21 protein-coding genes are annotated in these 21,425 nt (G+C 71.3%); 8 read left to right on the top strand and 13 right to left on the bottom strand.

What is annotated here, in order from left to right:
* Window positions 1–182 precede the first annotated feature (182 nt).
* Window positions 183–1,190 (bottom strand): sugar ABC transporter substrate-binding protein, encoded by a 1,008-nt coding sequence (locus LRD69_RS27385; RefSeq protein WP_277329206.1) that lies wholly within the window; start codon window positions 1,188–1,190, stop codon window positions 183–185.
* Window positions 1,191–1,317: 127 nt separating this feature from the next.
* Complete coding sequence (locus LRD69_RS27380) at window positions 1,318–2,076, bottom strand: GntR family transcriptional regulator (protein ID WP_277329205.1); 759 nt, start codon at window positions 2,074–2,076, stop codon at window positions 1,318–1,320.
* Between the two features lie 248 nt (window positions 2,077–2,324).
* Here LRD69_RS27380 and LRD69_RS27375 point away from each other — a divergent pair, with 248 nt between their 5' ends.
* Window positions 2,325–2,744: a PPOX class F420-dependent oxidoreductase gene (locus LRD69_RS27375; protein ID WP_277329204.1), complete on the top strand. Its 420-nt coding sequence runs from the start codon at window positions 2,325–2,327 to the stop codon at window positions 2,742–2,744.
* A 100-nt stretch (window positions 2,745–2,844) separates the two neighbouring features.
* Here LRD69_RS27375 and LRD69_RS27370 read toward each other — a convergent pair whose 3' ends face one another.
* The gene (locus LRD69_RS27370) at window positions 2,845–3,996 is read right to left on the bottom strand and encodes an N-acetylmuramoyl-L-alanine amidase (RefSeq protein WP_277329203.1); all 1,152 of its coding nucleotides are present in this window, start codon (window positions 3,994–3,996) and stop codon (window positions 2,845–2,847) included.
* Between the two features lie 348 nt (window positions 3,997–4,344).
* Here LRD69_RS27370 and LRD69_RS27365 point away from each other — a divergent pair, with 348 nt between their 5' ends.
* The gene (locus LRD69_RS27365; RefSeq protein ID WP_277329202.1) at window positions 4,345–5,346 is read left to right on the top strand and encodes a Gfo/Idh/MocA family oxidoreductase; all 1,002 of its coding nucleotides are present in this window, start codon (window positions 4,345–4,347) and stop codon (window positions 5,344–5,346) included.
* 15 nt (window positions 5,347–5,361) lie between these two features.
* On the opposite strand, the gene LRD69_RS27360 is transcribed toward LRD69_RS27365, so the two are convergent.
* The 3 genes from LRD69_RS27360 to LRD69_RS27350 all read right to left on the bottom strand — a co-directional run bounded on the left by LRD69_RS27360 (window position 5,362) and on the right by LRD69_RS27350 (window position 8,002).
* A complete protein-coding gene (locus LRD69_RS27360) occupies window positions 5,362–5,778 on the bottom strand; it encodes a PaaI family thioesterase (RefSeq protein ID WP_277329201.1) in 417 nt (138 codons plus the stop codon).
* Window positions 5,775–6,902, bottom strand: coding sequence for a cytochrome P450 (locus LRD69_RS27355; RefSeq protein ID WP_277329894.1), 1,128 nt, complete (start codon window positions 6,900–6,902; stop codon window positions 5,775–5,777). Before LRD69_RS27355 ends, LRD69_RS27360 begins: the two co-directional genes overlap by 4 nt.
* A gap of 176 nt (window positions 6,903–7,078) precedes the next feature.
* The gene (locus LRD69_RS27350; protein ID WP_277329200.1) at window positions 7,079–8,002 is read right to left on the bottom strand and encodes a DMT family transporter; all 924 of its coding nucleotides are present in this window, start codon (window positions 8,000–8,002) and stop codon (window positions 7,079–7,081) included.
* A 263-nt stretch (window positions 8,003–8,265) separates the two neighbouring features.
* On the opposite strand from LRD69_RS27350, the gene LRD69_RS27345 reads away from it, so the two are divergent.
* Window positions 8,266–9,096, top strand: coding sequence for an aldo/keto reductase (locus LRD69_RS27345; RefSeq protein WP_277329199.1), 831 nt, complete (start codon window positions 8,266–8,268; stop codon window positions 9,094–9,096).
* Between the two features lie 68 nt (window positions 9,097–9,164).
* Here the strand turns inward: LRD69_RS27345 and LRD69_RS27340 are convergent, their stop codons facing one another.
* From LRD69_RS27340 to allB, 3 genes are all read right to left on the bottom strand, one after another.
* Entirely contained in the window at window positions 9,165–9,494 is a 330-nt protein-coding gene (locus LRD69_RS27340) for a putative quinol monooxygenase (protein ID WP_277329198.1), read from the bottom strand.
* Between the two features lie 105 nt (window positions 9,495–9,599).
* Window positions 9,600–10,730, bottom strand: a complete 1,131-nt coding sequence (gene alc / locus LRD69_RS27335; RefSeq protein ID WP_277329197.1) for an allantoicase — start codon at window positions 10,728–10,730, stop codon at window positions 9,600–9,602.
* 2 nt (window positions 10,731–10,732) lie between these two features.
* Window positions 10,733–12,076: an allantoinase AllB gene (gene allB, locus LRD69_RS27330; protein ID WP_277329196.1), complete on the bottom strand. Its 1,344-nt coding sequence runs from the start codon at window positions 12,074–12,076 to the stop codon at window positions 10,733–10,735.
* Window positions 12,077–12,430: 354 nt separating this feature from the next.
* Between allB and LRD69_RS27325 the strand changes: the two genes are divergently transcribed.
* On the top strand, window positions 12,431–13,231 hold the full coding sequence (locus tag LRD69_RS27325; RefSeq protein ID WP_277329195.1) for an IclR family transcriptional regulator: 801 nt from the start codon (window positions 12,431–12,433) through the stop codon (window positions 13,229–13,231).
* Window positions 13,232–13,292: 61 nt separating this feature from the next.
* On the opposite strand, the gene LRD69_RS27320 is transcribed toward LRD69_RS27325, so the two are convergent.
* Both LRD69_RS27320 and LRD69_RS27315 read right to left on the bottom strand, forming a co-directional pair.
* Window positions 13,293–13,973 (bottom strand): ABC transporter ATP-binding protein, encoded by a 681-nt coding sequence (locus LRD69_RS27320; RefSeq protein ID WP_277329194.1) that lies wholly within the window; start codon window positions 13,971–13,973, stop codon window positions 13,293–13,295.
* A complete protein-coding gene (locus LRD69_RS27315) occupies window positions 13,970–15,067 on the bottom strand; it encodes an ABC transporter permease (protein ID WP_277329193.1) in 1,098 nt (365 codons plus the stop codon). Before LRD69_RS27315 ends, LRD69_RS27320 begins: the two co-directional genes overlap by 4 nt.
* 111 nt (window positions 15,068–15,178) lie before the next feature.
* Here LRD69_RS27315 and LRD69_RS27310 point away from each other — a divergent pair, with 111 nt between their 5' ends.
* Window positions 15,179–16,387 carry a sensor histidine kinase gene (locus LRD69_RS27310; protein WP_277329192.1) on the top strand — a complete coding sequence of 403 codons (1,209 nt, stop codon included), beginning with the start codon at window positions 15,179–15,181 and terminating at the stop codon, window positions 16,385–16,387.
* Window positions 16,384–17,019, top strand: coding sequence for a response regulator transcription factor (locus LRD69_RS27305; RefSeq protein WP_277329191.1), 636 nt, complete (start codon window positions 16,384–16,386; stop codon window positions 17,017–17,019). The genes LRD69_RS27310 and LRD69_RS27305 overlap by 4 nt, the downstream gene beginning before the upstream one ends.
* Before the next feature lie 29 nt (window positions 17,020–17,048).
* Here the strand turns inward: LRD69_RS27305 and LRD69_RS27300 are convergent, their stop codons facing one another.
* The gene (locus LRD69_RS27300) at window positions 17,049–17,351 is read right to left on the bottom strand and encodes a DUF5955 family protein (RefSeq protein ID WP_277329190.1); all 303 of its coding nucleotides are present in this window, start codon (window positions 17,349–17,351) and stop codon (window positions 17,049–17,051) included.
* Between the two features lie 306 nt (window positions 17,352–17,657).
* On the opposite strand from LRD69_RS27300, the gene LRD69_RS27295 reads away from it, so the two are divergent.
* Together LRD69_RS27295 and aceB are read left to right on the top strand one after the other, a co-directional pair.
* Window positions 17,658–18,227, top strand: coding sequence for a nucleotidyltransferase family protein (locus LRD69_RS27295; RefSeq protein ID WP_277329893.1), 570 nt, complete (start codon window positions 17,658–17,660; stop codon window positions 18,225–18,227).
* A gap of 287 nt (window positions 18,228–18,514) precedes the next feature.
* Window positions 18,515–20,134, top strand: a complete 1,620-nt coding sequence (gene aceB / locus LRD69_RS27290) for a malate synthase A (RefSeq protein WP_277329189.1) — start codon at window positions 18,515–18,517, stop codon at window positions 20,132–20,134.
* Between the two features lie 149 nt (window positions 20,135–20,283).
* On the opposite strand, the gene LRD69_RS27285 is transcribed toward aceB, so the two are convergent.
* Window positions 20,284–21,264 (bottom strand): fibronectin type III domain-containing protein, encoded by a 981-nt coding sequence (locus LRD69_RS27285; protein WP_277329188.1) that lies wholly within the window; start codon window positions 21,262–21,264, stop codon window positions 20,284–20,286.
* Window positions 21,265–21,425 lie beyond the last annotated feature (161 nt).

Below are 21,425 nucleotides of genomic sequence, written 5' to 3'. Positions count from 1 at the left end.
TGCCACGACGCCGTGCCCTTCTTGTGCTGCTCGCTGTGTTGCTTGGTGCCGCCCGGGGGCTTGGCCTCCCGGTCCGGCTGGCCAAGTATCCCCGAGCCCGACTCGGCGCCGCCCGGCAGGGGCGGGACGCGTGTGTCGGGGCAGGGCGCGGGCGCAGCGGTGCGTGGTGAGGTGCGCTGGGGTCATCGGGTGCCGCGCGCGGTGTATTTCTCCAGCTGCGGAACATCGTCGGCGGTGACGATCGCCGGGCCGGTGAGCACGGGCTTTCCGCCGCCGATGACATTGCCGTTGGTCTTGTTGAGCCACAGTTCGTCGACGGCGAGATACCCCTGGAGATACGGCTGCTGGTCGACGGCGAAGCCGACCTCCGAAGCCTTGAGGCGCTTGACGACCTCGGCGTTCAGATCGAAGGTGTCGATCTCCGCCTCGGAGCCTGCGTCCGCCTTGGCCTTGACGGAGGCGGCGGCGAACGGTGCGCCGAGGGTGACGATCGCGTCGATGCCGTGGTCGGCCTGGAGCTTCGCTTCGATGGAGGAGGTGGAGGCGGGCATGTTGGTGCCCTCGACGTTGAGGTTCTCGACCGTGCCCTTGAAGGTCTTCTTCACCCCGGCGCACCGCTCCTCGAGCGACACATTGCCCTGCTCGTGGATGACACAGACGGCCTTCTTGCGCCCGCGCTCGTTGAGTTCCTGGCCGACCGCCTCGCCCGCGACCTTCTCGTCCTGCCCGATGTGACCGAGTGCGCCGAGTTCTCCGGAGAACTGCGCCCCCGAGTTGATGGTGACGACGGGTATGCCGGCCTTCACCGCCTTGGCGACGACGTCCGCGACGGCCTCCGGTTTGGCGAGGGTGACGACGATGCCGTCGACCTTCTGGTCGATGGCGGCCTGGACGAGCTGGGCCTGCCCCTTGCCTTCCTTGTCGGCGGAGTACAGGAACTCGACGTTGTCCTTGGCCGCGGCCTGCTTCGCGCCGCTGCGGACGATGTCCCAGAAGGTGTCGCCCTCGCCCGCGTGCGTGACCATGGCGATCTTCATACGGGGTGTGGAGACGCCCTTGGCGCCCTGCCCGCTGCCGCTCCCGGACGAGTCCTCCGCACTCTTGCCCCCGGAGCTGCTGCATCCGGTGACGGCGGCGAGGCCGAGGGCGCATATGGCTAAGAGGGTCGCTGCCCTGCGAGGTGTACGCATGGTGGGTCCGCCTTCTCTCCTGGCCGCCCGAGTGCGGCTTGAGGAGTTCTAGCGGGGCGCGACGGCCTCGTCAACGGCGCCACCGGGGCTGGGGGCGCCTCTGGGGCAGGGGCCGTCGCGGTGGTCGTCAGCGCACCAGGAGCTGGAAGTCGAAGGCGTAACGCGAGGCCCGGTAGACGTGCGAGGCGAATTCGACCGTGCGCCCGGTGTCGTCGTACGTGGTGCGTTCCATCGTGAGCAGCGGTGCGCCTTCGGGCTCGTCGAGCAGGGCGGCCTCCTCGGCCGTGGCGAGACGGGCGCCGACGCTCTGGCGCGCGCTGTGCAGGGTGATGCCGGCGGCTCGCATGATCCGGTAGAGACCGGTCGCCTCCAGCCGTTCGGTTCCCAGGTCGACGAGGCCGGCGGGCAGGTGGTTGCGCAGCAGGGCCATCGGCTCGTCGTGCGCGGACCGCAGCCGCTCGACGAGGTGGACCTCGGTGCCTTCCGGGATACCGAGGGCCGCTGCGGTGCCGGCGGTGGCCGGCTCGACCGTGTTGCGCAGGACGCGGGTGGCGGGGCGCTGGCCGGCCGCCTCCAGATCGTCGTACAGGCTGCTCAGTTCGAGGGGCCGCTTGACCTGGCTGTGGACGACCTGGGTGCCCACTCCGCGGCGTCGGACCATCAGCCCCTTGTCGACGAGCGTCTGGATGGCCTGGCGGACGGTGGGGCGGGACAGACCTAGGCGGGCCGCGAGCTCGATCTCGTTGCCGAGGAGACTGCCCGGGGCGAGTCGGCCCTGCTCGACGGCCGCCTCCAGCTGCTGGGACAGCTGGTAGTAGAGGGGGACCGGGCTGTTGCGGTCCACGCCGAGTTCGAGGGCGGCGGGGTCGGCGATGGGTTTGGCCACGGCAGGAGCGTAGCCCTCGGGTCAGGACCCTCGGTAGTCAGGTCGTCCCGTTGTCCGGTTGCCCTGTTGTCCGGACAACTCCTGGCTGTGTCCGGACAGCTCATGGCCCCGCAGGTGCGGTGCGGCCGGGGCTGCCGGTCGCGGGCGGGTCGCCGGGCGCCCGTGGCGGGGTGATCGTAGTCTGCGGGTGGGGCGCTCGAGCGGCGCGCCACCCGGACCGTACGACGGGTCGATGCGAGGGAGAGCAGATGTCCAAGCCGCCATTGCCGGACGAAGCCGTGGCCATGCTGAAGAAGGCGAACCCGGCCGTCATCACCACGCTCCGACCGGACGGCCAGCCGGTGTCGACCCCGACCTGGTACCTCTGGGACGACGGCCGGATCCTGGTCAACATGGACGAGGGCCGCAAGCGGCTGGAGCACATCCGCCGCGACCCGCGCGTCACTCTCACCGTGCTGGACGAGGCCGGCTGGTACACGCACATCAGCATCATCGGTCGCGTCGCCGAGACACGCCCGGACGAGGGCCTCGCGGACATCGACCGGCTGGCGCGCCAGTACATGGGCAACGACTACCCCATGCGGGACCGCGACCGGGTGAGCGCCTGGATCGAGATCGACCGCTGGCACGGCTGGGGCACGCTGAAGGACAACAGCCAACCGGGCTGACCACCCGCCCGGGCACCGACGCCGCAACGTACGTCCGGGAAGCGAAGGCCCGCCAGGTGGCGGGCCTTCGCGCACGTGCCGGTCGGCCGCCGCGTACCGGTCAGGCCCGGAACGCCTGCCGCACCGAGCCGCCGACGACGGCGCACCACGTGCTCGTCCCGACCTTGCCGTTGGGGGTGAGGCCGTGGAGTCGCTGCACGTCCTGGACGGCCTTCATGGTCGCGTGGTCGTACGTGCCTGTCGGCGCGGCATCCGCGAATCCCTTGCGGACCAGCATCTCCTGGAGCGCCACGACGGGCAGCCCGCTCGCGTGCTTGTCGAGGGTGGGGACGAGCGCCTCCCAGGTGGCCAGGTCGAAGGTGCAGTCCGGGTCGACCGGCATGCCGTTGCTCGCCTGGAAGTCGTTCACGGCCGACATCGTGTCCGGGCCGAAGACGCCGTCGGCGGCCAGTTCGTATCCGAGGTCGGCGAGCAGGTACTGCGCCGACTTGACGACGGGGCCGCCGACGAACCGCCAGATGTCCGGCCAGCGGCGCTCCGGTATCGCGCCGGCCGGCGTGCCCAGCGCCTTCAGGACGCGTGTGCGGACCATCGGGAACTGTGCGTAGAACGCGATGCCCGGGCAGTCGGTCTCGCGGAAGTCCCAGTGGCCGAAGATGTCCCAGGCGTTCAGGCCGAACTTGCGGCACACGGCCGTGCACAGCTCGACCAGCGAGTCGAGGAGGGCCTCGGGAGGAGCCTCCGTGATGTAGGTGCCCTCGTTCTCGATGCCGATCGCGTTGCCGTTCTCGCCGGGGCAGTGGGCGGAGGTCACCTGGTGCTCCCCGGCTTCCAGGGTCTCCAGACTGCGGTGCCGGCCCTCCAGGACGTAGCCGCCGCGGCTCACCGTGAAGTGCTGGCCGGTGTCCGCCCAGCCGTTGGTGTCCATGTGCAGGTCCTGGCAGTCCTTGGCCAGTTGGACGGCGTGCTCGCGCGAGTAGTCCGTGACGTTCGGGAACGCCATGTGGTGCAGGATGATCTTGTTGGTGGTGTTGCCGGTGATCTGCACGGGGCTGGCCGGCGGCCTGGCTCCCCAGCTGTCGCAGTCGATGATCCAGGGGAATTCCGCCGAGGGCGCCGCCTGGGCCGTGGCGGGGAGCGCCAGTTCGGTGCCGACGACCGCGACGACCGCTCCCCCCAGGCCGAATTTGAACAACGTACGGCGATCGATTTCGTGCTCGCGCATGGCCATGCAGTCCCCCCCGGGGGTCATGGAATTCTCCGTCGGCCGCCGACGGCAACGGGAGATTATGTGGCTCGTGCACGCAGAACCAGCCCTTTTTGAAGATCGTTACGAGCATCGGTGGTCAGGGCGGGGCGAATGGGAGCAAGTTGCCGGTCGCCGCGCCCGCCCCCTCCCGAAGTCACCGTCGACCGCGACGAGGTGGCGGAACGAAACGCCTCACGCGGACACGCCCACATCACCGGAGGAGCCGGGCGCGGAACGACGAACCGAAGGGAGACCGCGGCGCGGGAGCCCCGCCCCTGGACGCACGGAACACACTCTCGTTTGTCAGGACATATAGTTGACAGCGCAGTTGGTGGGCGGCACGTTGGGTCCATGCGTATCGGACTCATCGGCACCGGCCGGATCGGTTCCTTCCATGCGGGTGTGCTGGCGCGCCACCCCGCGGTGGGCTCGCTGGTGGTGACGGACACCGACGGGGCGAGGGCAGCCGAGGTGGCAGCCCGGACGGGCGCCACGACCGCCGGGTCCGTGGCCGACGTGCTCGCGGGGGCGGACGCCGTGGTGATCGCCTCGGCCACGTCGGCACACGCGGAGCTGATCGCGATGGCCGCGCGCGCAGGGCTGCCCGCGTTCTGCGAGAAACCGATCGCGCTGGACATCGCGGGAACACTGAGTGCGCTCCGCGAGGTCGAGCGGGCCGGCAGCGTGCTCCAGTTGGGCTTCATGCGCCGGTTCGACGCCGGGTACGGTGCGGCGCGCACCGCCGTGCGCGCCGGGGCGCTGGGCAGGCTGCACACCGTGCGGGCCGTGACCTCCGATCCGGCACCGCCGCCCGCCGCCTATCTTCCGCACTCCGGCGGCCTCTTCCGGGACTGCCTGGTCCATGACTTCGACATTCTGAGGTGGGTGACGGGCCGTGAGGTGGTGGAGGTGTACGCCACCGGATCGGATGCCGGTCCCGCGATGTTCCGCGCGGCGGGCGACGTCGACACGGCGGCGGCCCTGCTGACGTTCGACGACGCCACGCTGGCCACGGCGACGGCGACCCGGTGCAACGGCGCCGGGTACGACGTACGGATGGAGCTGGCCGGCGAGCTCGGGCAGATCGCGGTCGGTCTCGACGAGCGCACGCCGTTGACGTCGGTGGAACCGCAGGGCCCCGCCGCGCCGGCCAAGCCGTGGCCGGGGTTCCTGGAACGGTTCGCTCCGGCGTACGAAGCGGAACTGGACGCGTTCGTGCGGGTGGTGCGGGGCGAGGCGGCCAATCCGTGCGACGGCCGGGAAGCGCTGCACGCACTGCGGATCGCGGAGGCGTGCGAGCTGTCCCGGCGCGAGCACCGGCCGGTGGCGGTGGCGGAGATCCCGGCCGGCTGAGGTGGACTCGCCCCGTCAGGTCCGGGCGGAGAGAACGGTCCCCTGGGCGACCGCGCACAGGATGTCCTCCCCGTCGTCCATCGCGGCGAACAGCTCGCAGCGGACGACGGCCTGACGGCGGCCGGTGTGGACGACGGTGGCCCGGGCGACCAGGATGCGGCCGGTGGCCGGTCGGATGTACTGGATCGAGAAGCCGCCGGTCAGTACGGCCGGACCGAGCGTCGTCCCGGCGGCGAACGTGATCGAGTTGTCGGCCGCGTACGCCAGCACCCCGCCGTGCACAAAGCCGTTCTGCTGCTGAAGCTGTGGGCGGATGTCCACCTCGAGTGTGGCCGCACCGTCCCCGAACTCGGTGATCCGCGCCCCGACGAGCCCGCTGAACGGCTGGCTGTCGAGGATCTTCTGAGCCATCTGCACATCACGTCCGGTCATGACGCGTCCTCTCGCCTCACCCAGCGCACCGGCAGCCGCCGCACCCCTCGGATCAGCATCCCCGGCAGCCATTCCGGCTCCCCTCCGTCCGGGTCGAGTTCGAGATCCGGGCACCGCTCCAGCAGTGCGCGGACGGCGATCCGGCCCTCCATCCGGGCCAGCGGCGCCCCCATGCAGAAGTGGATGCCGTGTCCGAACGCCAGGTGCCCCTGGGTGTCGCGGCGGATGTCGAAGCGGTCCGGTTCGGGATAGCGGGCAGGGTCGCGGTCAGCGCCGGCCAGGGCGACCAGGACCGCTTCGCCCGCCGGAATGACCCGGGAGCCGATCTCGACCGGCTCGCGGGTGAAGCGGAAGGTGGCGGTCTCCACCGGCCCGTCGTACCGGAGCATCTCCTCGACCGCTCCGTCGATCAGCCCGAAATCCGCCCGCAGAGCGGCCAGTTGATCGGGGTGGGTGAGCAGCGCACGCACGCCGTTGGAGATCAGGTTGACTGTGGTCTCATGGCCGGCGACGAGCAGCAGGAAGGCCATCCCCACGAGTTCGTCGGGTGAGAGGCCGTCGCCTTCCTCGTAGCGTGCCCGGATCAGGGCGCTCAGCAGATCGTCGCCCGGCGAGCACCGTTTGTCCTCGATGAGCTCGACCAGATAGGCGCCCATCGCGCGGACGGCCTCGCCCTCCTCCTCCGCCGTCCGGGGGGCGACGATGCCGTTCGACATCCGGCGGAACTCGGTCCGGTCCAGGTCCGGCACACCGATCAGCTCGCAGATGACCGTCATGGGCAGCGGAAAGGCGAGCGCGTCGACGAGGTCGCCGTGTCCGGCGGGCACCATGGCGTCGAGAAGTTCGTCCGTGATCCGCTGGACGCGTGGCCGCAGCGACTCGATCCTGCGTGCGGTGAACTCGCGGGCGACGAGCTTGCGCAGCCGGGTGTGGTGCGGCGGGTCCATCTCCAGCATGTTGGCGTTGATCGGATCGCCCGCGCCCGTCGCGTACGGTGTCGTCCGCCAGTCCTTGCCGAGCCGCTGGTCGGCGAGGGCCGCCCGGCCCTCCTCATGGCCGACGATCAGCCAGACCCGCTCGAAGTCGTCGGTGCGGATGGTGTGCACCGGTCCGTCGGCGCGCATCTTCGCGTAGTACGGATACGGATTCGCGGTGAAGTCCTGCACCCCGCGAAGATCGACGTCCACTGTGGACACGGTCCGCCCCTCCCGGCCGATTCGGTTCGATCTGCTCGGATCGAACCGTGTCAGCGTACGTCGGCGCGGCGACGCGGGGGCGGACGCGCACGGAGGCAGCCGGCTCAGGCAGCGGCGGGGGCTACCGCGCGGCGCCCCCAGCCGGTGCCGGCGAGGACGAGCACCGCGCCCAGCACGCCGAGGGCGGAGAGCCGTTCGCCGCCGATCGCGATGCCCGCGGCGGCCGCCCACAGCGGTTCCGTACCGAGCAGCAGGCTGACCCGCGACGGCGAGGTGCGGCGCACCGACCACATCTGCACGAAGAAGGCGAACAGCGTGCAGAAGACGGAGAGGAACAGCAGGCCGCCCCACTCCCGGACGCCGAACCCCGCGGCCACCGTCCAGGGCGACGTCCCGGTGCCGGGAACGGCGGCGAGCACGGCGAAGACGGCGACCGCGCTGCCGAGCTGCACGGTGGTCAGCGACAGCGAGTCCGCCGCCTGGACGGACGTGATGCGGGCCATCAGCAGCACATGCAGCGTACGGGCGAGAGCGGCCACCAGCATCAGCAGATCGCCCAGTGACGGGCTGGTGAAACCGCCGCCCTGGGTCAGCAGCACCACGCCGGCGACGGACAGCGCCGCGGCGGAGAGAAACGCCCTGGGCGGCCGGACCCGCGTCACCGCGGCCTCGGCCAGCGGCGTGAAGATCATCGTCAGACTGATGATGAGTCCGGCGTTGGTCGCCGAGGTGTGCACGACGCCGTAGGTCTCCACCAGGAAGATCCCGCTGAGGACCAGTCCCAGCAGACCCGCGCCGCGCCACTGCGCCGCGCTGAGCGCCCGCAGCCTGGGCCACCCGGCGGCGGCCAGCACGGGCAGCACGATGACGAAGCGCAGCACGAGGACCGCGACGACGGTGGACGTCGTGGTGATGCCCTTGGCGGCGAGATAGCTGGCGCCCCAGACGACCGCGACGAGCAGTACCGGCAGATCGGTGAGCCAGGCCCGGCGCGGCGGTGCGAGGGCGGGCAGGGCGACAGCGGACACCTTTGGTTCTCCTGATTCTCCACAGCGGGAACGATGTGGAGACCTCACCGGCTCACACGCGGAGCGATCACGGTACCCGGCGGCTCCCACTGCGGGAACACCCGTCCCATCGGCCGGGCGGCACCGCCCTTCCGCACGGACCGGCTCACATGCCGGGGGCGGCGAACCCGGAACCGGGCACAGCCGGTGGAACCCCGAATGCCAAGGGCGGCCCGTCGGCCGTCCTAACCTGGTCGGGATGTTTCCGACCGTAAAGGGAGATCATGACCGAGACCCCGGCTCACCCCCTCAACGACGGCCACGCCCTTCCCGCCGTCGGGCTCGGCACCTGGCCGATGGACGACGACGCGGCCGAGCAGGCCGTCGCCGGGGCGCTGGGCCTCGGGTACCGGCTCGTCGACACCGCCCTCAACTACCGCAACGAGACCGGCACCGGCCGCGGAATCGCCCGCAGCGGTGTGCCGCGCGAGGATGTCTTCGTCACCACCAAGGTGCCGGGCCGGCACCACGGATACGAGCAGACCCTGGCGTCGTTCGAGGAGTCCCGGCGCAATCTCGGGCTCGACCACGTGGACCTGTATCTCATTCACTGGCCGCTGCCCCGGGTCGATCTGTACGTCGACACCTGGAAGGCCATGATCCAGCTCCGCAAGGACGGTCTGGTGCGGTCGATCGGCGTCTCCAACTTCACCGCGGCCCACGTCGACCGGCTGGAGCAGGAGACCGGGGTGCTGCCCGCCGTCAACCAGATCGAGATGCATCCGCGCTTCCCGCAGGAGGAGTTGCGGGCCGTGCACGCGGCGAAGGGCATCGTCACCGAGAGCTGGAGCCCGCTGGGCCGTGGACACCGGCTCCTGGAGGACCCGGAGATCGTCGCCGTCGCCGAGGCGCACGGTGTGACTCCCGGTCAGGCCGTGCTGCGCTGGCACATCCAGCTCGGCGCGGTACCGATTCCGAAGTCCGCCGATCCGGGCCGGCAGCGCGAGAACCTGGATCTGTTCGGCTTCGAGCTGACGGCGGAGGAACTGGCCCGGATCTCCGCGGGCCCGCGGCGGCGGTTCGGCGGAGACCCGGAGTCCCACGAGGAGTTCTGACGGAGAGCGGCACGCCGCTTTGAGTCCGCCCCTCTCAGCCCATCGGTCGGGGCGTGCCGTGCCCCGGTTCACTCACCGCGGGGCGTGAGCTCCACCATCCGGGACCAACCGTCGCCCGGGACCTCGACGTTGATGATCTCCGGGGTCCGGGCGACGAGGCCCGCAATCTGGTCCATGGCCGCCGCGAAGTGCTCGGACTTCACGTGCGCCTCGCCCGCTTCGGGGGACGCGAAGGCCTCCAGCAGCACGAACTGGTCAGGATTCTCGACGCTGTACGACCACTCGAAGAAGAGGTTGCCCGGTTCCTGACGGGTGGCGAGAGTGAAGGGCTCGACGGCCGGAAGCCAGTTGTCGCGCTCGGCGCTGCGGACGGTGAACTTGACGGCGATGAAGATCATGGCGACTCGACTCCTGCTCGGGGCATACGACGCCCCAGGGTCCCATAAGCCCTGGATGCGGACGCATCGGACCGCCCCGGCGGGATCCGGGATCACCCGTTCCCGTCAACCGCCCAGCTCGCGGTCGCGGGCGGCCAGTCGCGCGGCGCCCTCCGCCGTCAGCGAGCCGAACAGCCGCAGCCGCGAGATGCCGCCGTCCGGGAAGATGTCGATACGGACGTGGGTGGCCCGTACGGCCTCCGGCAGGACGAAGCGGTGGTTCGTGTCGGGCTGCAGCCGGGTCCGCGGCAGGATCCCGGTCCACTCGCCGCCGTCCCCGTCGCCGCTCCCCCCGTCCCGTACCGAGAGGCTCGCCCAGCCCGCCGAGTTGCCCTTCAGGTACGCGGTGTCGATCTCGACGGCCCGGATCTCCGACTGCCCGGGAAGCCGGTAGCGGATCCAGTCGTTGCCCTTGTCGCGCCGGCGGCGGGTCTCCCAGCCGTCGTCCATCTGGCGCGAACGGCCGGGCAGGATCGTGTTCGAGGCCGGGGAGTAGAAGCGGTCGGAGGCGTCCTCGACCTGACCGCCGTTCTCCAGCGCGGCGAGGTCGAAGGTGGACAGGGCTGCCAGCCAGGCAGGGTCGGGGGCGACCTCGCCGTGGACCCGGAGGCGGGCGATCCCGCCGTCGGGGTGCTGGTTGACCCGCAGGTGGGTGAACCGCTGCTCGACGTCGATCTCGAATCCGTTGGCCGCGTGGCCGCCAACGGCCGTACGGGGTACGAGTGTCGTCCACTTCACGTCCGGCGCGAGGAGTTCCTCCGGCGACGGCGATCCGGGGACGGAGACCGCCTCGACGGAGACGGCCTGCGGGTGGTTGCCGCGGAAGTGGGCGGTGTCGACGACGATGCCGCGTACGAGGCCGGGGGCGCCGAGCCGTACCAGCGCCCAGTCGTGGTCCTCGTCCGTGGGATGCGGCTGCGCGGCACCGACGCCGCGGCGGCGGCGGGTCTCCCAGCCGTCCATGATCTTGCCCTTGTGCCCGAAGTGCTCCGGGTCGAACTCTGCGGGCCCGGGCTTCAGCAGGTTCTCGCGTTCTGCGAAGAATTCGTCGTTGGCGGCGATCACTCCCGCGCCGAGCCGCCGGTCGGCGAGGTCGACGAGGTGGGTGAAGGGGAAGTCGGCGGTGCGGTAGTCGGCGTACGGGTCTCCGCCTGCGTACGGGTGGGCGTCGCCGGTGAAGCGCGCTGTTGCCGTCATGGTCAGTGGTCCCTTTCGAGGAGGCGGCCGGTGGGCTCGGTGAAGACGCCGTCCGCCGCGATGCGCCGGCCGCGCAGCCAGGTCGACTTCACGACGCCGTGCAGGGTCTTCCCGGCGTAGGCGGTGACCTGGTTGCGGTGGAACAGCTCGGCCGGGTCGACGGTGAAGGTCTCGTCGGGGGCGAGGACGGCGAAGTCGGCGTCGCGGCCGGCCTCGATGGCGCCCTTGCGGGCCAGCCCGGCCAGCGCGGCGGGGGCGGCGGACATCCAGCGGACCACGTCGTCGAGCGCGTGGCCGCGCCGGCGTGCCTCGGTCCAGACGGCGGGCAGACCGAGCTGGAGGGAGGAGATGCCGCCCCAGGCGGAGGCGAAGTCCGGCGTCTTCAGGTCGGTGGTGCAGGGCGAGTGGTCGGAGACGATGCAGTCGATCGTGCCGTCGGCGAGCCCGCCCCAGAGCGCGTCCTGGTTGGCGGCCTCGCGGATCGGCGGGCAGCACTTGAACTCCGTCGCTCCGTCCGGGACTTCCTCGGCGGTGAGGGTGAGGAAGTGCGGGCACGACTCGACGGTGACGCGCACGCCGTCGCGCTTGGCGGCGGCGATCAGCGGCAGGGCGTCGCTGGACGACAGATGCAGGACGTGGATGCGCGCGTTCAGTCGCGCGGCGTGGGCGATGAGGCCTTCGATGGCGGTGTTCTCGGCGTCGCGCGGCCGGGAGGCGAGGAAGTCGGCGTACGCGGGGCCGCTGCGCTGCGGCGCCGCTGCCAGGTGGTGCGGGTCTTCGGCGTGCACGATGAGCAGCCCGCCGAACCCGGCGATCTCGGCCATGGAGCGGGCCAGTTGCTCCTGGTCGAGCTCGGGGAACTCTTCGACGCCGGAGGGCGAAAGGAAGCACTTGAAGCCGAAGACCCCGGCCTCGTACAGCGGTCGCAGGTCCTTGACGTTGGCCGGGATCGCGCCGCCCCAGAAGCCGGTGTCGATGTGCGCCCTGGTGGCCGCCACCTGTTGCTTGGTACGCAGATGACCGACGGTGGTGGTCGGCGGGAGGGAGTTGAGCGGCATGTCGAGCAGGGTGGTGATCCCGCCTGCCGCCGCGGCGCGGGTGGCGGTCCAGAAGCCCTCCCACTCGGTGCGGCCGGGGTCGTTCACATGGACATGGGTGTCGACGAGACCGGGCAGCAGGACGTCGTCGCCGAAGTCCTCCATCCGGACGCCGGCCGGCACCTCGGTCTCGTACGGCAGGACGGCGTCGATCGTGCCGCCTGCGACGGCCACCGCCGCAGGACGCGTTCCCTCGGGGGTGACGACGCGCGTCGAGCGCAGTAGCAGGTTCACGTCCGCACCGGACACCCGTGCTCCTCACTTCCGGACTCTTCGGCGGACCACGGCCGCCGAAGAAATTCAACGAACTGTTGAAGGAGTCTTCACGCGGGATTCCCGCCCGTCAAGACCCCACCTTCCCCACCGGAGGTCGAGCGGACCACTCACGCGCACCCTTTGAAGATTTCCACGAAGCAAAAGGACAATTTCGCACTACGGAACGTAACATGGGTCGGGTACGGCGTCTCGGCACCGCTCCGGAGGCCGAGGACGCCCGGACAAACAGGTCCTGACCGGCCAGGACGCCGTACCGCAGCAGTGGGCCGATCGGGAACCGCCCGGTAGGCTGCTGCCTTGCCCTTCCGCGTCGAAAGGACCGTTGACGTGCCGCCGTCCCACGCCAGCACATCCGACTCCAAGCCCGCCGGCTCCAGCGGCGGCGTGCAGTCCCTCGAGCGCGCCTTCGATCTGCTGGAACGGATGGCAGACGCCGGCGGCGAGGTCGGGCTGAGCGAACTCTCCGCGAGCAGTGGGCTTCCGCTGCCCACCATTCACCGGCTGATGCGCACGCTGGTCGTCTGCGGCTACGTGCGCCAGCAGCCCAACCGGCGCTACGCGCTCGGACCGCGCCTGATCCGGCTCGGCGAGTCCGCGTCACGACTGCTCGGGACCTGGGCCCGCCCGTATCTGGCACGGCTGGTCGAGGAGACCGGCGAAACGGCGAACATGGCACTGCTCGACGGCGACGAGATCGTCTACGTCGCGCAGGTGCCGTCGAAGCACTCGATGCGGATGTTCACCGAGGTGGGCCGGCGGGTGCTCCCCCACTCCACGGGGGTGGGCAAGGCGCTTCTCGCGCACACCCCGCCAGAGGAGGTACGGGCGCTGCTGGCCCGCACCGGAATGCCGGCCGCCACCGAGAAGACGATCACCACGCCGGACGGGTTCCTGGAGGCACTCGACCAGGTCCGCCGGGTGGGCTACGCGGTGGACGACAACGAGCAGGAGATAGGGGTCCGCTGCCTGGCGGTCTCCGTACCGAACTCCCCCACCTCGGCGGCGATCTCCATCTCGGGCCCTGCGGGACGCGTCACGGAGTCGGCGACGGAGCGGATCGCGCCGATCCTGCAGCAGGTCGCGAAGGAACTGTCGGACGCGCTGGCCAGCAGCGGACCGACCGGCTGAGACCCTACGGACGCAGCGGTGCCCGCCGGACAGGGACCCGGCGGGCACCGTCATGTTCGGGTCAGCTGAGCACCGCTTCCGTCAGCCGCCCGTCCCGCATCACCACCGTCCGGTCCGTCCGTTCCAGATGCGTCCGGTCGTGGGTGACCAGCACGGTCGCCGTCGACCGTTCCCGGGTCAGCGCGATCAGCAGGTCCAGCACCGCCGCGCCGCGCTCATGGTCGAGAGCGCTCGTCGGCTCGTCGACCAGGAGTACCGCCGGATCGTTCATCAGCGCCCGCGCGATATTGATCCGCTGGCGCTGACCGCCCGACAACTGGTGCGGCCTGCGGCCCGCCCGGTCGGCCAGACCGACCGCGTCGAGGAGCTCCAGCGCCCGCCCGCGGGCGCCGCGTGTGGTGCCGCCCGACAGATGGGTCATCACCTGAAGCTGTTCGACGGCGGTCAGCGACGGCAGCAGGTTCGGCTGCTGGAAGACGATGCCGATGCGTTCGCGGCGCAGCGCCGCCTTCTGGGCGCGTCCGAGTCCCGCCGTCTCCCGGCCTGCGACCACGACCCGCCCCTCGTCCGGCGTGACCAGCGTCGCGGCCACCGCGAGGAGGCTGGACTTGCCGGAGCCGGACGGTCCGACGACCGCGGTGAGCGAGCCCTCGGGAACGTCGAGCGAGACCCGGTCGAGTGCGGTGAGCCGGCCGTCGCCGTCGGGGTAGGTGAGGGTGACATCGGCGAGGGTGAGGGTCATCGGGCACTCCCGAGTGCGGTGAGCGGGTCGACGGCGGTGATCCGTCGGATGGACAGCGCCGCCCCGAGGGCACCGAGGGCGATCATGACGGCCGACGGAACGAGGACGGTCGCCGCGTCGAGGACGAACGGCACGGCCCCGCCGCTGACCACCGCGCCGATGCCCGAGGCGAGCGCGGTGCCCAGTCCCGTACCGATCGCCAGCAGCACGACCGCCTGCCCGAGCGCGTCGCGCAGGAGGTACGGGGTGGAGGCGCCGAGCGCCTTGAGGACGGCGACGTCGCCGCTGCGCTGGATGGTCCAGACGGTGAAGAAGGCCCCGATCACCAGGGCCGAGATGGCGAAGAGGAAGCCGCGCATCAGCTGGAGCGAGCCGTTCTCGGCCTGGTAGGAGCCGATGGCGGTGAGCGAGTCGTCGAGGGAGAGCGTGCTGGTGCCGGCCGCCGTGTCACCGGCGGCCAGGTCGGCGCCGCCGGTGGTGGTCAGGGCGATCACCGTGGCGTGCGGCGCGCCGCCCGTCCCGCTGTCCGCGAAGCGCCGCCAGTCGTCGAGGGAGGTCCACACGACCGGCGTATGGCTGTACGAGGCATCTCCCGCGACCGCCGCCACACGCACCTCGACGCGGCCGAGTCGCACCCGGTCACCGGATTCCACGCCGAGCTCGTCGGCCGCCCGCTCCGAGAGCACGACGCTCCCCGGGGCGACGCGCGCTGCGCCGGCCGCCGGGGCCAGGCCCGAGTCCTGCTCGACACCGAACGCCGACACGGCAGCCGTCCGCTTCCCCCGCACGGCGGCGGCGTCGAGCGTACGGATGCCGAGGGGCTGCGCGGCGCCGACACCGGGCTGCTCGGCCCAGCTCCGCCACGCGCTCTCCCCGACGGTCGAGTTGGTGAAGGACACCGACTGGCCATCGGGCGGGGCGGCGAACGCGAGGTGATCGGCGTTCAGCCCCGTGACGGCCGAGGTGTTCTCCCTGGCCAGACCTGCCGTAAGACCGGACAACAAGCCCACGAGCAGCGTGATCAGCACCACGACCGTGCCCATGAGCGCGAACCGGCCCCTGGCGAACCGGAGATCTCTCCATGCGACGAACATGGCTCCAGCCTCGGTCGGCCGGTCCGCGAAAACATCGCACGCCGGTGGGGCCTGACATCAACCTTTCGATTGACCGGCCGCGGACGCCGCGCATCTACGCTGGAACGCATCATGGATTCGCGTTCGCACACCCCGGTCGCCGCCGCGCTGCGGCTGTGTCTGCACGCTCTGCTGCTGGGACTGCTGGCGCTCGCCGCGGTGCCGGCCGTGAGCGACGGCGTATCGAGCGCGCCCGCCGTGGTCGCACTCGCCTGCATCATGGCCGCTGTCTACGCGGCGGGCGCGCTCGCCCCCGCCGTGCAGCCGCAGAACAGGGCGGCCGCCCTGTGGCTGTCGCTGCTGGGGACGCTCTGGCTCGCTCTTCTCGTCCTCTCGCCGGACGCCCTGTGGCTGGCCTTCCCGCTGTATTTCCTGCAGCTGCATCTGCTGCCGATGCGCTGGGGTCTGCCCGCCGTCGTCGTCACCGCGGCGGCTGCCATCACCGGCTTTGTGCTGCACGGCGGGCAGATCACGCCCGGCGCGTTCATCGGGCCGCTGCTCGGTGCGGCGGTCGCGATCGCCACGGTCCTCGGGTACGACGCGTTGTTCCGGGAGAGCGAGCGGCGCCGCGAGCTGATCGAGGAGCTGGTCTCGACCCGGGCGGAGCTGGCCGTCGCCGAGCGCACGGCGGGAACGCTCGCCGAACGCGAGCGGCTGGCCCGCGAGATCCACGACACGCTCGCGCAGGGCCTGTCCAGCATTCAGCTGCTGCTGCGCGCCGCCGAACGCACCCTTCCGCCGGACGCCCCCGCCACCGCGCATGTGCGCCGGGCCCGCGAAGCCGCGCAGGACAATCTCGCCGAGGCCCGCCGCTTCGTACGCGCCCTCTCCCCGCCCGATCTGGAGAACGGCTCGCTCGCGGGCGCCCTCGAACGCCTCTGCGCTCGCACCTCCGGACCGGATCTGGCGGTGCAGTTCGCGGTCAGCGGGACGCCGGTGGAGCTGCCGACGCCGTACGAGGTGGCGCTGCTCCGTACCGCCCAGTCGGCGCTGGCCAACACGGTGCAGCACGCCGAAGCCCGGCGTGCGGAGATCACGCTCAGCTTCATGGACACCTCGGTGTCGCTGGACGTCGTGGACGACGGCCGGGGCTTCTCGCCCGGCGCACCCACGGTCACGGGGGACACGGAGACCGGCGGTTTCGGTCTCCCCGCCATGCGGTCCCGGGCCGGTTCGCTCGGCGGCACGCTCAGTGTCGAATCGTCCCCCGGCCAGGGCACCGCCCTGGCGCTCACCCTCCCCCTCCCGCTGCCCGGGCACGAAGAGAGGTCCGCCGCATGAGCGCCACCCCCATCCGGCTGCTGCTCGCCGACGACCATCCGGTGGTGCGTGCGGGGCTGCGGGCCGTCCTCGACACCGAACCGGACTTCCGCGTGGTCGCCGAGGCCGACACCGCCGAGCGAGCCGTGGCGCTCGCGGCGACGGGCGAGTTCGACGTCGTGCTGATGGATCTCCAGTTCGGGGCGGGCCTGCACGGCTCGGAGGCCACCGCGGCGATCACCGCGGTGCCCGACGCACCCCGGGTCCTGATCCTCACCACCTACGACACGGACGCCGACATCCTGGCGGCCGTGGAGGCGGGCGCGAGCGGCTACCTCCTCAAGGACGCCCCGCCCGAGGAGCTGGCCGCAGCGGTACGCACGGCGGCGGCCGGCCGCTCGGCGCTCGCCCCGGCCGTCGCGCACCGGCTGATGGACCGCATGCGGACGCCCGCGGAGGCCCTGACCAAGCGCGAGCTGGAGGTGCTGCAACTGGTCGGTGAGGGACTGTCGAACCTGCAGATCAGCAAGGCGCTGTTCCTCAGCCAGGCGACGGTGAAGTCCCACCTGGTACACATCTACGCCAAATTGGGCGTCGACTCCCGCACGTCGGCGGTGGCTGCGGCAACGGCGCGCCGCCTCATCCGCCGCTGACCCCCTGCCCGCGCTCCCCCTCCCGTACGTCAGCGGCTCGGCGGCTCGCCGAAGAGATCCACGGCGATGCGTACGTCCCTGAGCGCGGAAGCCAGCGCGCTGACCGAGCCGACCGCCCCCGCGATCAGCAGCAGCGAGCGGCGCAGCCGCGGAATCTCGGGCGCACCGGTGACCGCCATGGCGTCCAGCGCGGCCAGCTCGTCCTCGGCGATCACGCGGTCCGGGAACTCCGCGCGATGCCCTGCCAGCTCACGGCGGAGCCGGGAGACGGCCGTCCGCAGCTCCGTCACCCTCGGGTCCTCGCCGCTGCTGGTCACCCGCGTCTGCCCCACGCTTCGCAACAAAGCACTCCCCCTCGCACATCCTTGTGCCGGTGTTTCGACCACATCCCGAGCCGTGGTCAAGTGCCCAGGGGTGCGCGCAAGTTAACGCCATCAAAGGTGCCGTGCGCCACTCCACGGACTGAAATCAGGGTGACCACCGGTGGGACGCAGCGTACTGGCCGGTCCGGCGGGAAATCACCGGGGTGGTGAGGTATTCAGGACCTCATGGCTTATTCACCTCACACCCTGTCCACTTCCGGCACTCCGCAACCGTCCGGTCCCTCCGACGGGGGACGGCGTCCGGTGATCGCCGGTCTGCTGCTCGCCGCGGGCGGCGGGCGGCGACTGGGTGGCCGGCCGAAAGCCCTGCTGGAGCACCGTGGCCGGCCGCTCGTCGAGCACGCCTTGCGCATGCTGCGCAACGGCGGCTGCGACCCGCTCCATGTGGTACTCGGCGCCGCGGCGGAGGAGGTACGGGCGCGGGCCGACCTCTCCGGCTGCGTGGTGACCGTCAATGCACAGTGGCCGGAAGGCATGGGTTCGTCGCTGCGCTCGGGACTCCGCTCGCTCGCCGGCACGGGGGCGGATGCGGCGCTCGTCCTGCTCGTCGACCAGCCGGGCATCGGTGCACAGGCGGTGGCACGGGTGCGGGCGGCGTACCTGTCCCGTACGAGCCTGGCGGCAGCCTCGTACGACGGGGAGCGCGGCCATCCCGTGCTGTTCGGAGCCGATCGGTGGACGGACGTCTCTGCGGGCGCGGTGGGCGACCAGGGGGCGCGGGCATACCTGCGGACGCACCGCGATGCGATCACGCTCGTCGAGTGTTCCGATGTGGCGCAGGCGTACGACATCGACACGGCCGAGGATCTGACACGCCTCGAATGAGTGCGCCGCACGGCTCATGGGGCACACGCTGTACAGGCCCCTGACACTCCGCGCCAACCGGCTCCCCTTTCTGTCGGCACGGAGAGTCTCGACATCAACAGACCATTGAACTTCCACCATAAGGAAACTACTATCCACTGGTCAGAAGCGCTCTGCAGCTCAGACGGCTCCCGCAGCCGTGTCCCGGAGCCCTGGCACGCCGTGCCGTTTCGCGCGGCCCGGGCGGCCGCGGAGCCGCCGCCCGCACTGCCGCACTGCCGCACCGCCCGCTGAAGGAGTGACCGCTCATGCCCGCACCAGCGCCGTCCACGCTGGCCATCGTCGATGCCGAACCCCTGCCCCGGCAGGACGAGGTCCTGACCGACGCGGCCCTCGCGTTCGTGGCCGAGCTGCACCGGCAGTTCACGCCCCGTCGCGACGAGCTGCTCGCCCGCCGCGGCGAGCGCCGCGCCGAGATCGCCCGCACCTCCACGCTGGACTTCCTGCCCGAGACGGCGGCGATCCGCGCGGACGACTCCTGGAAGGTCGCCCCGGCCCCGGCCGCGCTGAACGACCGACGGGTGGAGATCACCGGTCCGACCGACCGCAAGATGACCATCAACGCCCTGAACTCGGGCGCCAAGGTCTGGCTCGCCGACTTCGAGGACGCGTCCGCCCCCACGTGGGAGAACGTCATCCTCGGCCAGCTCAATCTGATCGACGCCTACGAGCGCAGGATCGACTTCACCGACCCCGCGTCGGGCAAGTCCTACGCCCTCAAGCCCGCCGCCGAGCTCGCCACCGTCGTCACCCGCCCGCGCGGCTGGCATCTGAATGAGCGTCACATCCAGCTCGGCGGCACCCCGGTGCCCGGTGCACTGGTCGACTTCGGCCTCTACTTCTTCCACAACGCCCAGCGCCTCATCGACCTCGGCAAAGGCCCGTACTTCTACCTCCCGAAGACGGAGTCGCACCTGGAGGCCCGCCTCTGGAACGACATCTTCGTCTTCGCCCAGGACTACGTCGGCATCCCGCAGGGCACCGTCCGCGCGACCGTTCTGATCGAGACGATCACCGCCGCGTACGAGATGGAGGAGATCCTGTACGAGCTCCGCGACCATGCCTCCGGGCTGAACGCGGGACGCTGGGACTACCTCTTCTCCATCGTCAAGAACTTCCGCGACGGCGGCTCCAAGTTCGTCCTGCCGGACCGCAACGCCGTGACGATGACCGCCCCGTTCATGCGCGCGTACACCGAACTCCTCGTCCGCACCTGCCACAAGCGGGGCGCGCACGCGATCGGCGGCATGGCGGCCTTCATCCCGTCACGCCGCGACGCCGAGGTCAACAAGGTCGCCTTCGAGAAGGTCAAGGCCGACAAGGACCGGGAGGCGAACGACGGCTTCGACGGCTCCTGGGTCGCCCACCCCGACCTCGTCCCGATCGCGATGGCCTCGTTCGACGCGGTACTCGGCGAGAAGCCGAACCAGAAGGAACGCCTGCGCGAGGACGTCTCCGTGGCGGCGGGCGACCTGATCGCCATCGACACCCTGGACGCCAAGCCCACGTACGACGGCCTGCGCAACGCCGTGGCGGTCGGCATCCGCTACATCGAGGCATGGCTGCGCGGCATGGGCGCGGTCGCCATCTTCAACCTGATGGAGGACGCCGCCACCGCGGAGATCTCCCGCTCGCAGATCTGGCAGTGGATCAACGCGGACGTGGTCTTCGAGAACGGCGCACACGCCACGGCGGACCTGGCCCGCGAGGTCGCCGCCGAGGAACTCGCCGCGATCCGCGAGGAGATCGGCGAGGAGGCGTTCGCCTCCGGCAAGTGGCAGCAGGCCCACGACCTGCTTCTCCAGGTGTCGCTGGACCAGGACTACGCGGACTTCCTGACGCTGCCGGCGTACGAACAGCTGGCCTGACCCCGCCGATTCCGCAGACCGTCCGCCCCCGGTACCGCATGGCACCGGGGGCGGACGCGTCCCGGAGACGACCCGCGGCGGCCGGGCTCAGGACCCGCCCCGGCACAGTGCGGCGACCCGCGCGCCATTTCTCCCGGCACGAACCCCTGTCAGTCGCCGAGGACGACCGTGCGCCGGGCGGAGAAGTCGCCCCACTTCCCGTCGGGCAGCTTGGCCCGGATCTTCATCGAGTAGCGCGTCCCGCGGGGGTCGCCGACGGTCAGGCGGTAGCTCGCCCGGCCCGCCGGCGGCCTGCCGCCCCACACGATCGTGGTGGTGAGGCGTCCGTCGAGGAAGAGCTGGTAGGCGGGTATCTCACCGCCGGTGTCGGGCTGCTTCCAGTCCAGATCGATCGCGTACTCCTTGCCCAGGGCCGTGGCCTTGATCCGCAGATCGGTGGGGGCGGTGCCGGCGGGGGCGCCCGGGGCGGAGGGCGTGGTGAGGTCGAGGACGTTGCTGTCCGGTGAGGAGGTGTCTGCGGCGTCGCGGGCCCGGACGGTGAAGGTGTAGACCGTGCCGGGGCGCAGTCCGGTCAGGCGGGCCGTGGTCCGCGTGCCGGGCACGCTGTGGATACGGGAGTCGTCCTGGTAGATGTCGTACGAGGTCACACCCACGTCGTCCGTCGAGCCGCCCCACGACAGGGTCGCCGACCGGCTGCCGTCCGCCTTCCCGCGCAGCCGTACGGGCCGGGTCGGCGGCTCGTGGTCCGCGGGGGCCGGCGCGGGCGTGGTCACGGCGACGGCCTCGCTCGCCGCGGAGAGGTTTCCGGCCGCGTCGCGGGCCCGGACGGTGAAGGTGTAGGCGGTGGAGGGGGACAGACCGTCGACGTCGATCATCTGCCGGGCCGCCACGACGGACTTGACCTTCTTGCCCGTGCGGTACACCTCGTAGCCGGTGATCGCCTTGTTGTCGGAGGCCTGGTCCCACATGACGTGTACGGAGGTGGCGCTGCTCGCCTGGGCCGTCACCCCGTGGGGCGCGGTCGGCCGCTGGGTGTCGGCGGCGTCGGCGGTCCCGCCGCATGCGGTGAGCAGGGCGAGGAGCAGGGCGGCAGAGGTGGCCGACGCGGCGTGAGCGTGGGGGCGTTGCACGGTCGTGCCTTCCGTCCGGCGGCAATGGTCTGGACCTGTATGACACGGCTGACGGGTCCCCGACAAGAGGTGTGCCGCACGTCCGGCGACAGGCCGGGCTGCGGTGCTCGGATTCCGCGCGCAGCCTTCTGGCGTGCCGGGCGATGATTTCCGGCCGCCGC

The sequence above is a fragment of the Streptomyces sp. JH14 genome (genome assembly GCF_029428675.1).
Taxonomy (GTDB): Bacteria; Actinomycetota; Actinomycetes; order Streptomycetales; family Streptomycetaceae; genus Streptomyces.
The sequence above is the reverse complement of the archived record's forward strand: the minus strand, read 5'-3'. Positions and strand labels throughout refer to the sequence as shown.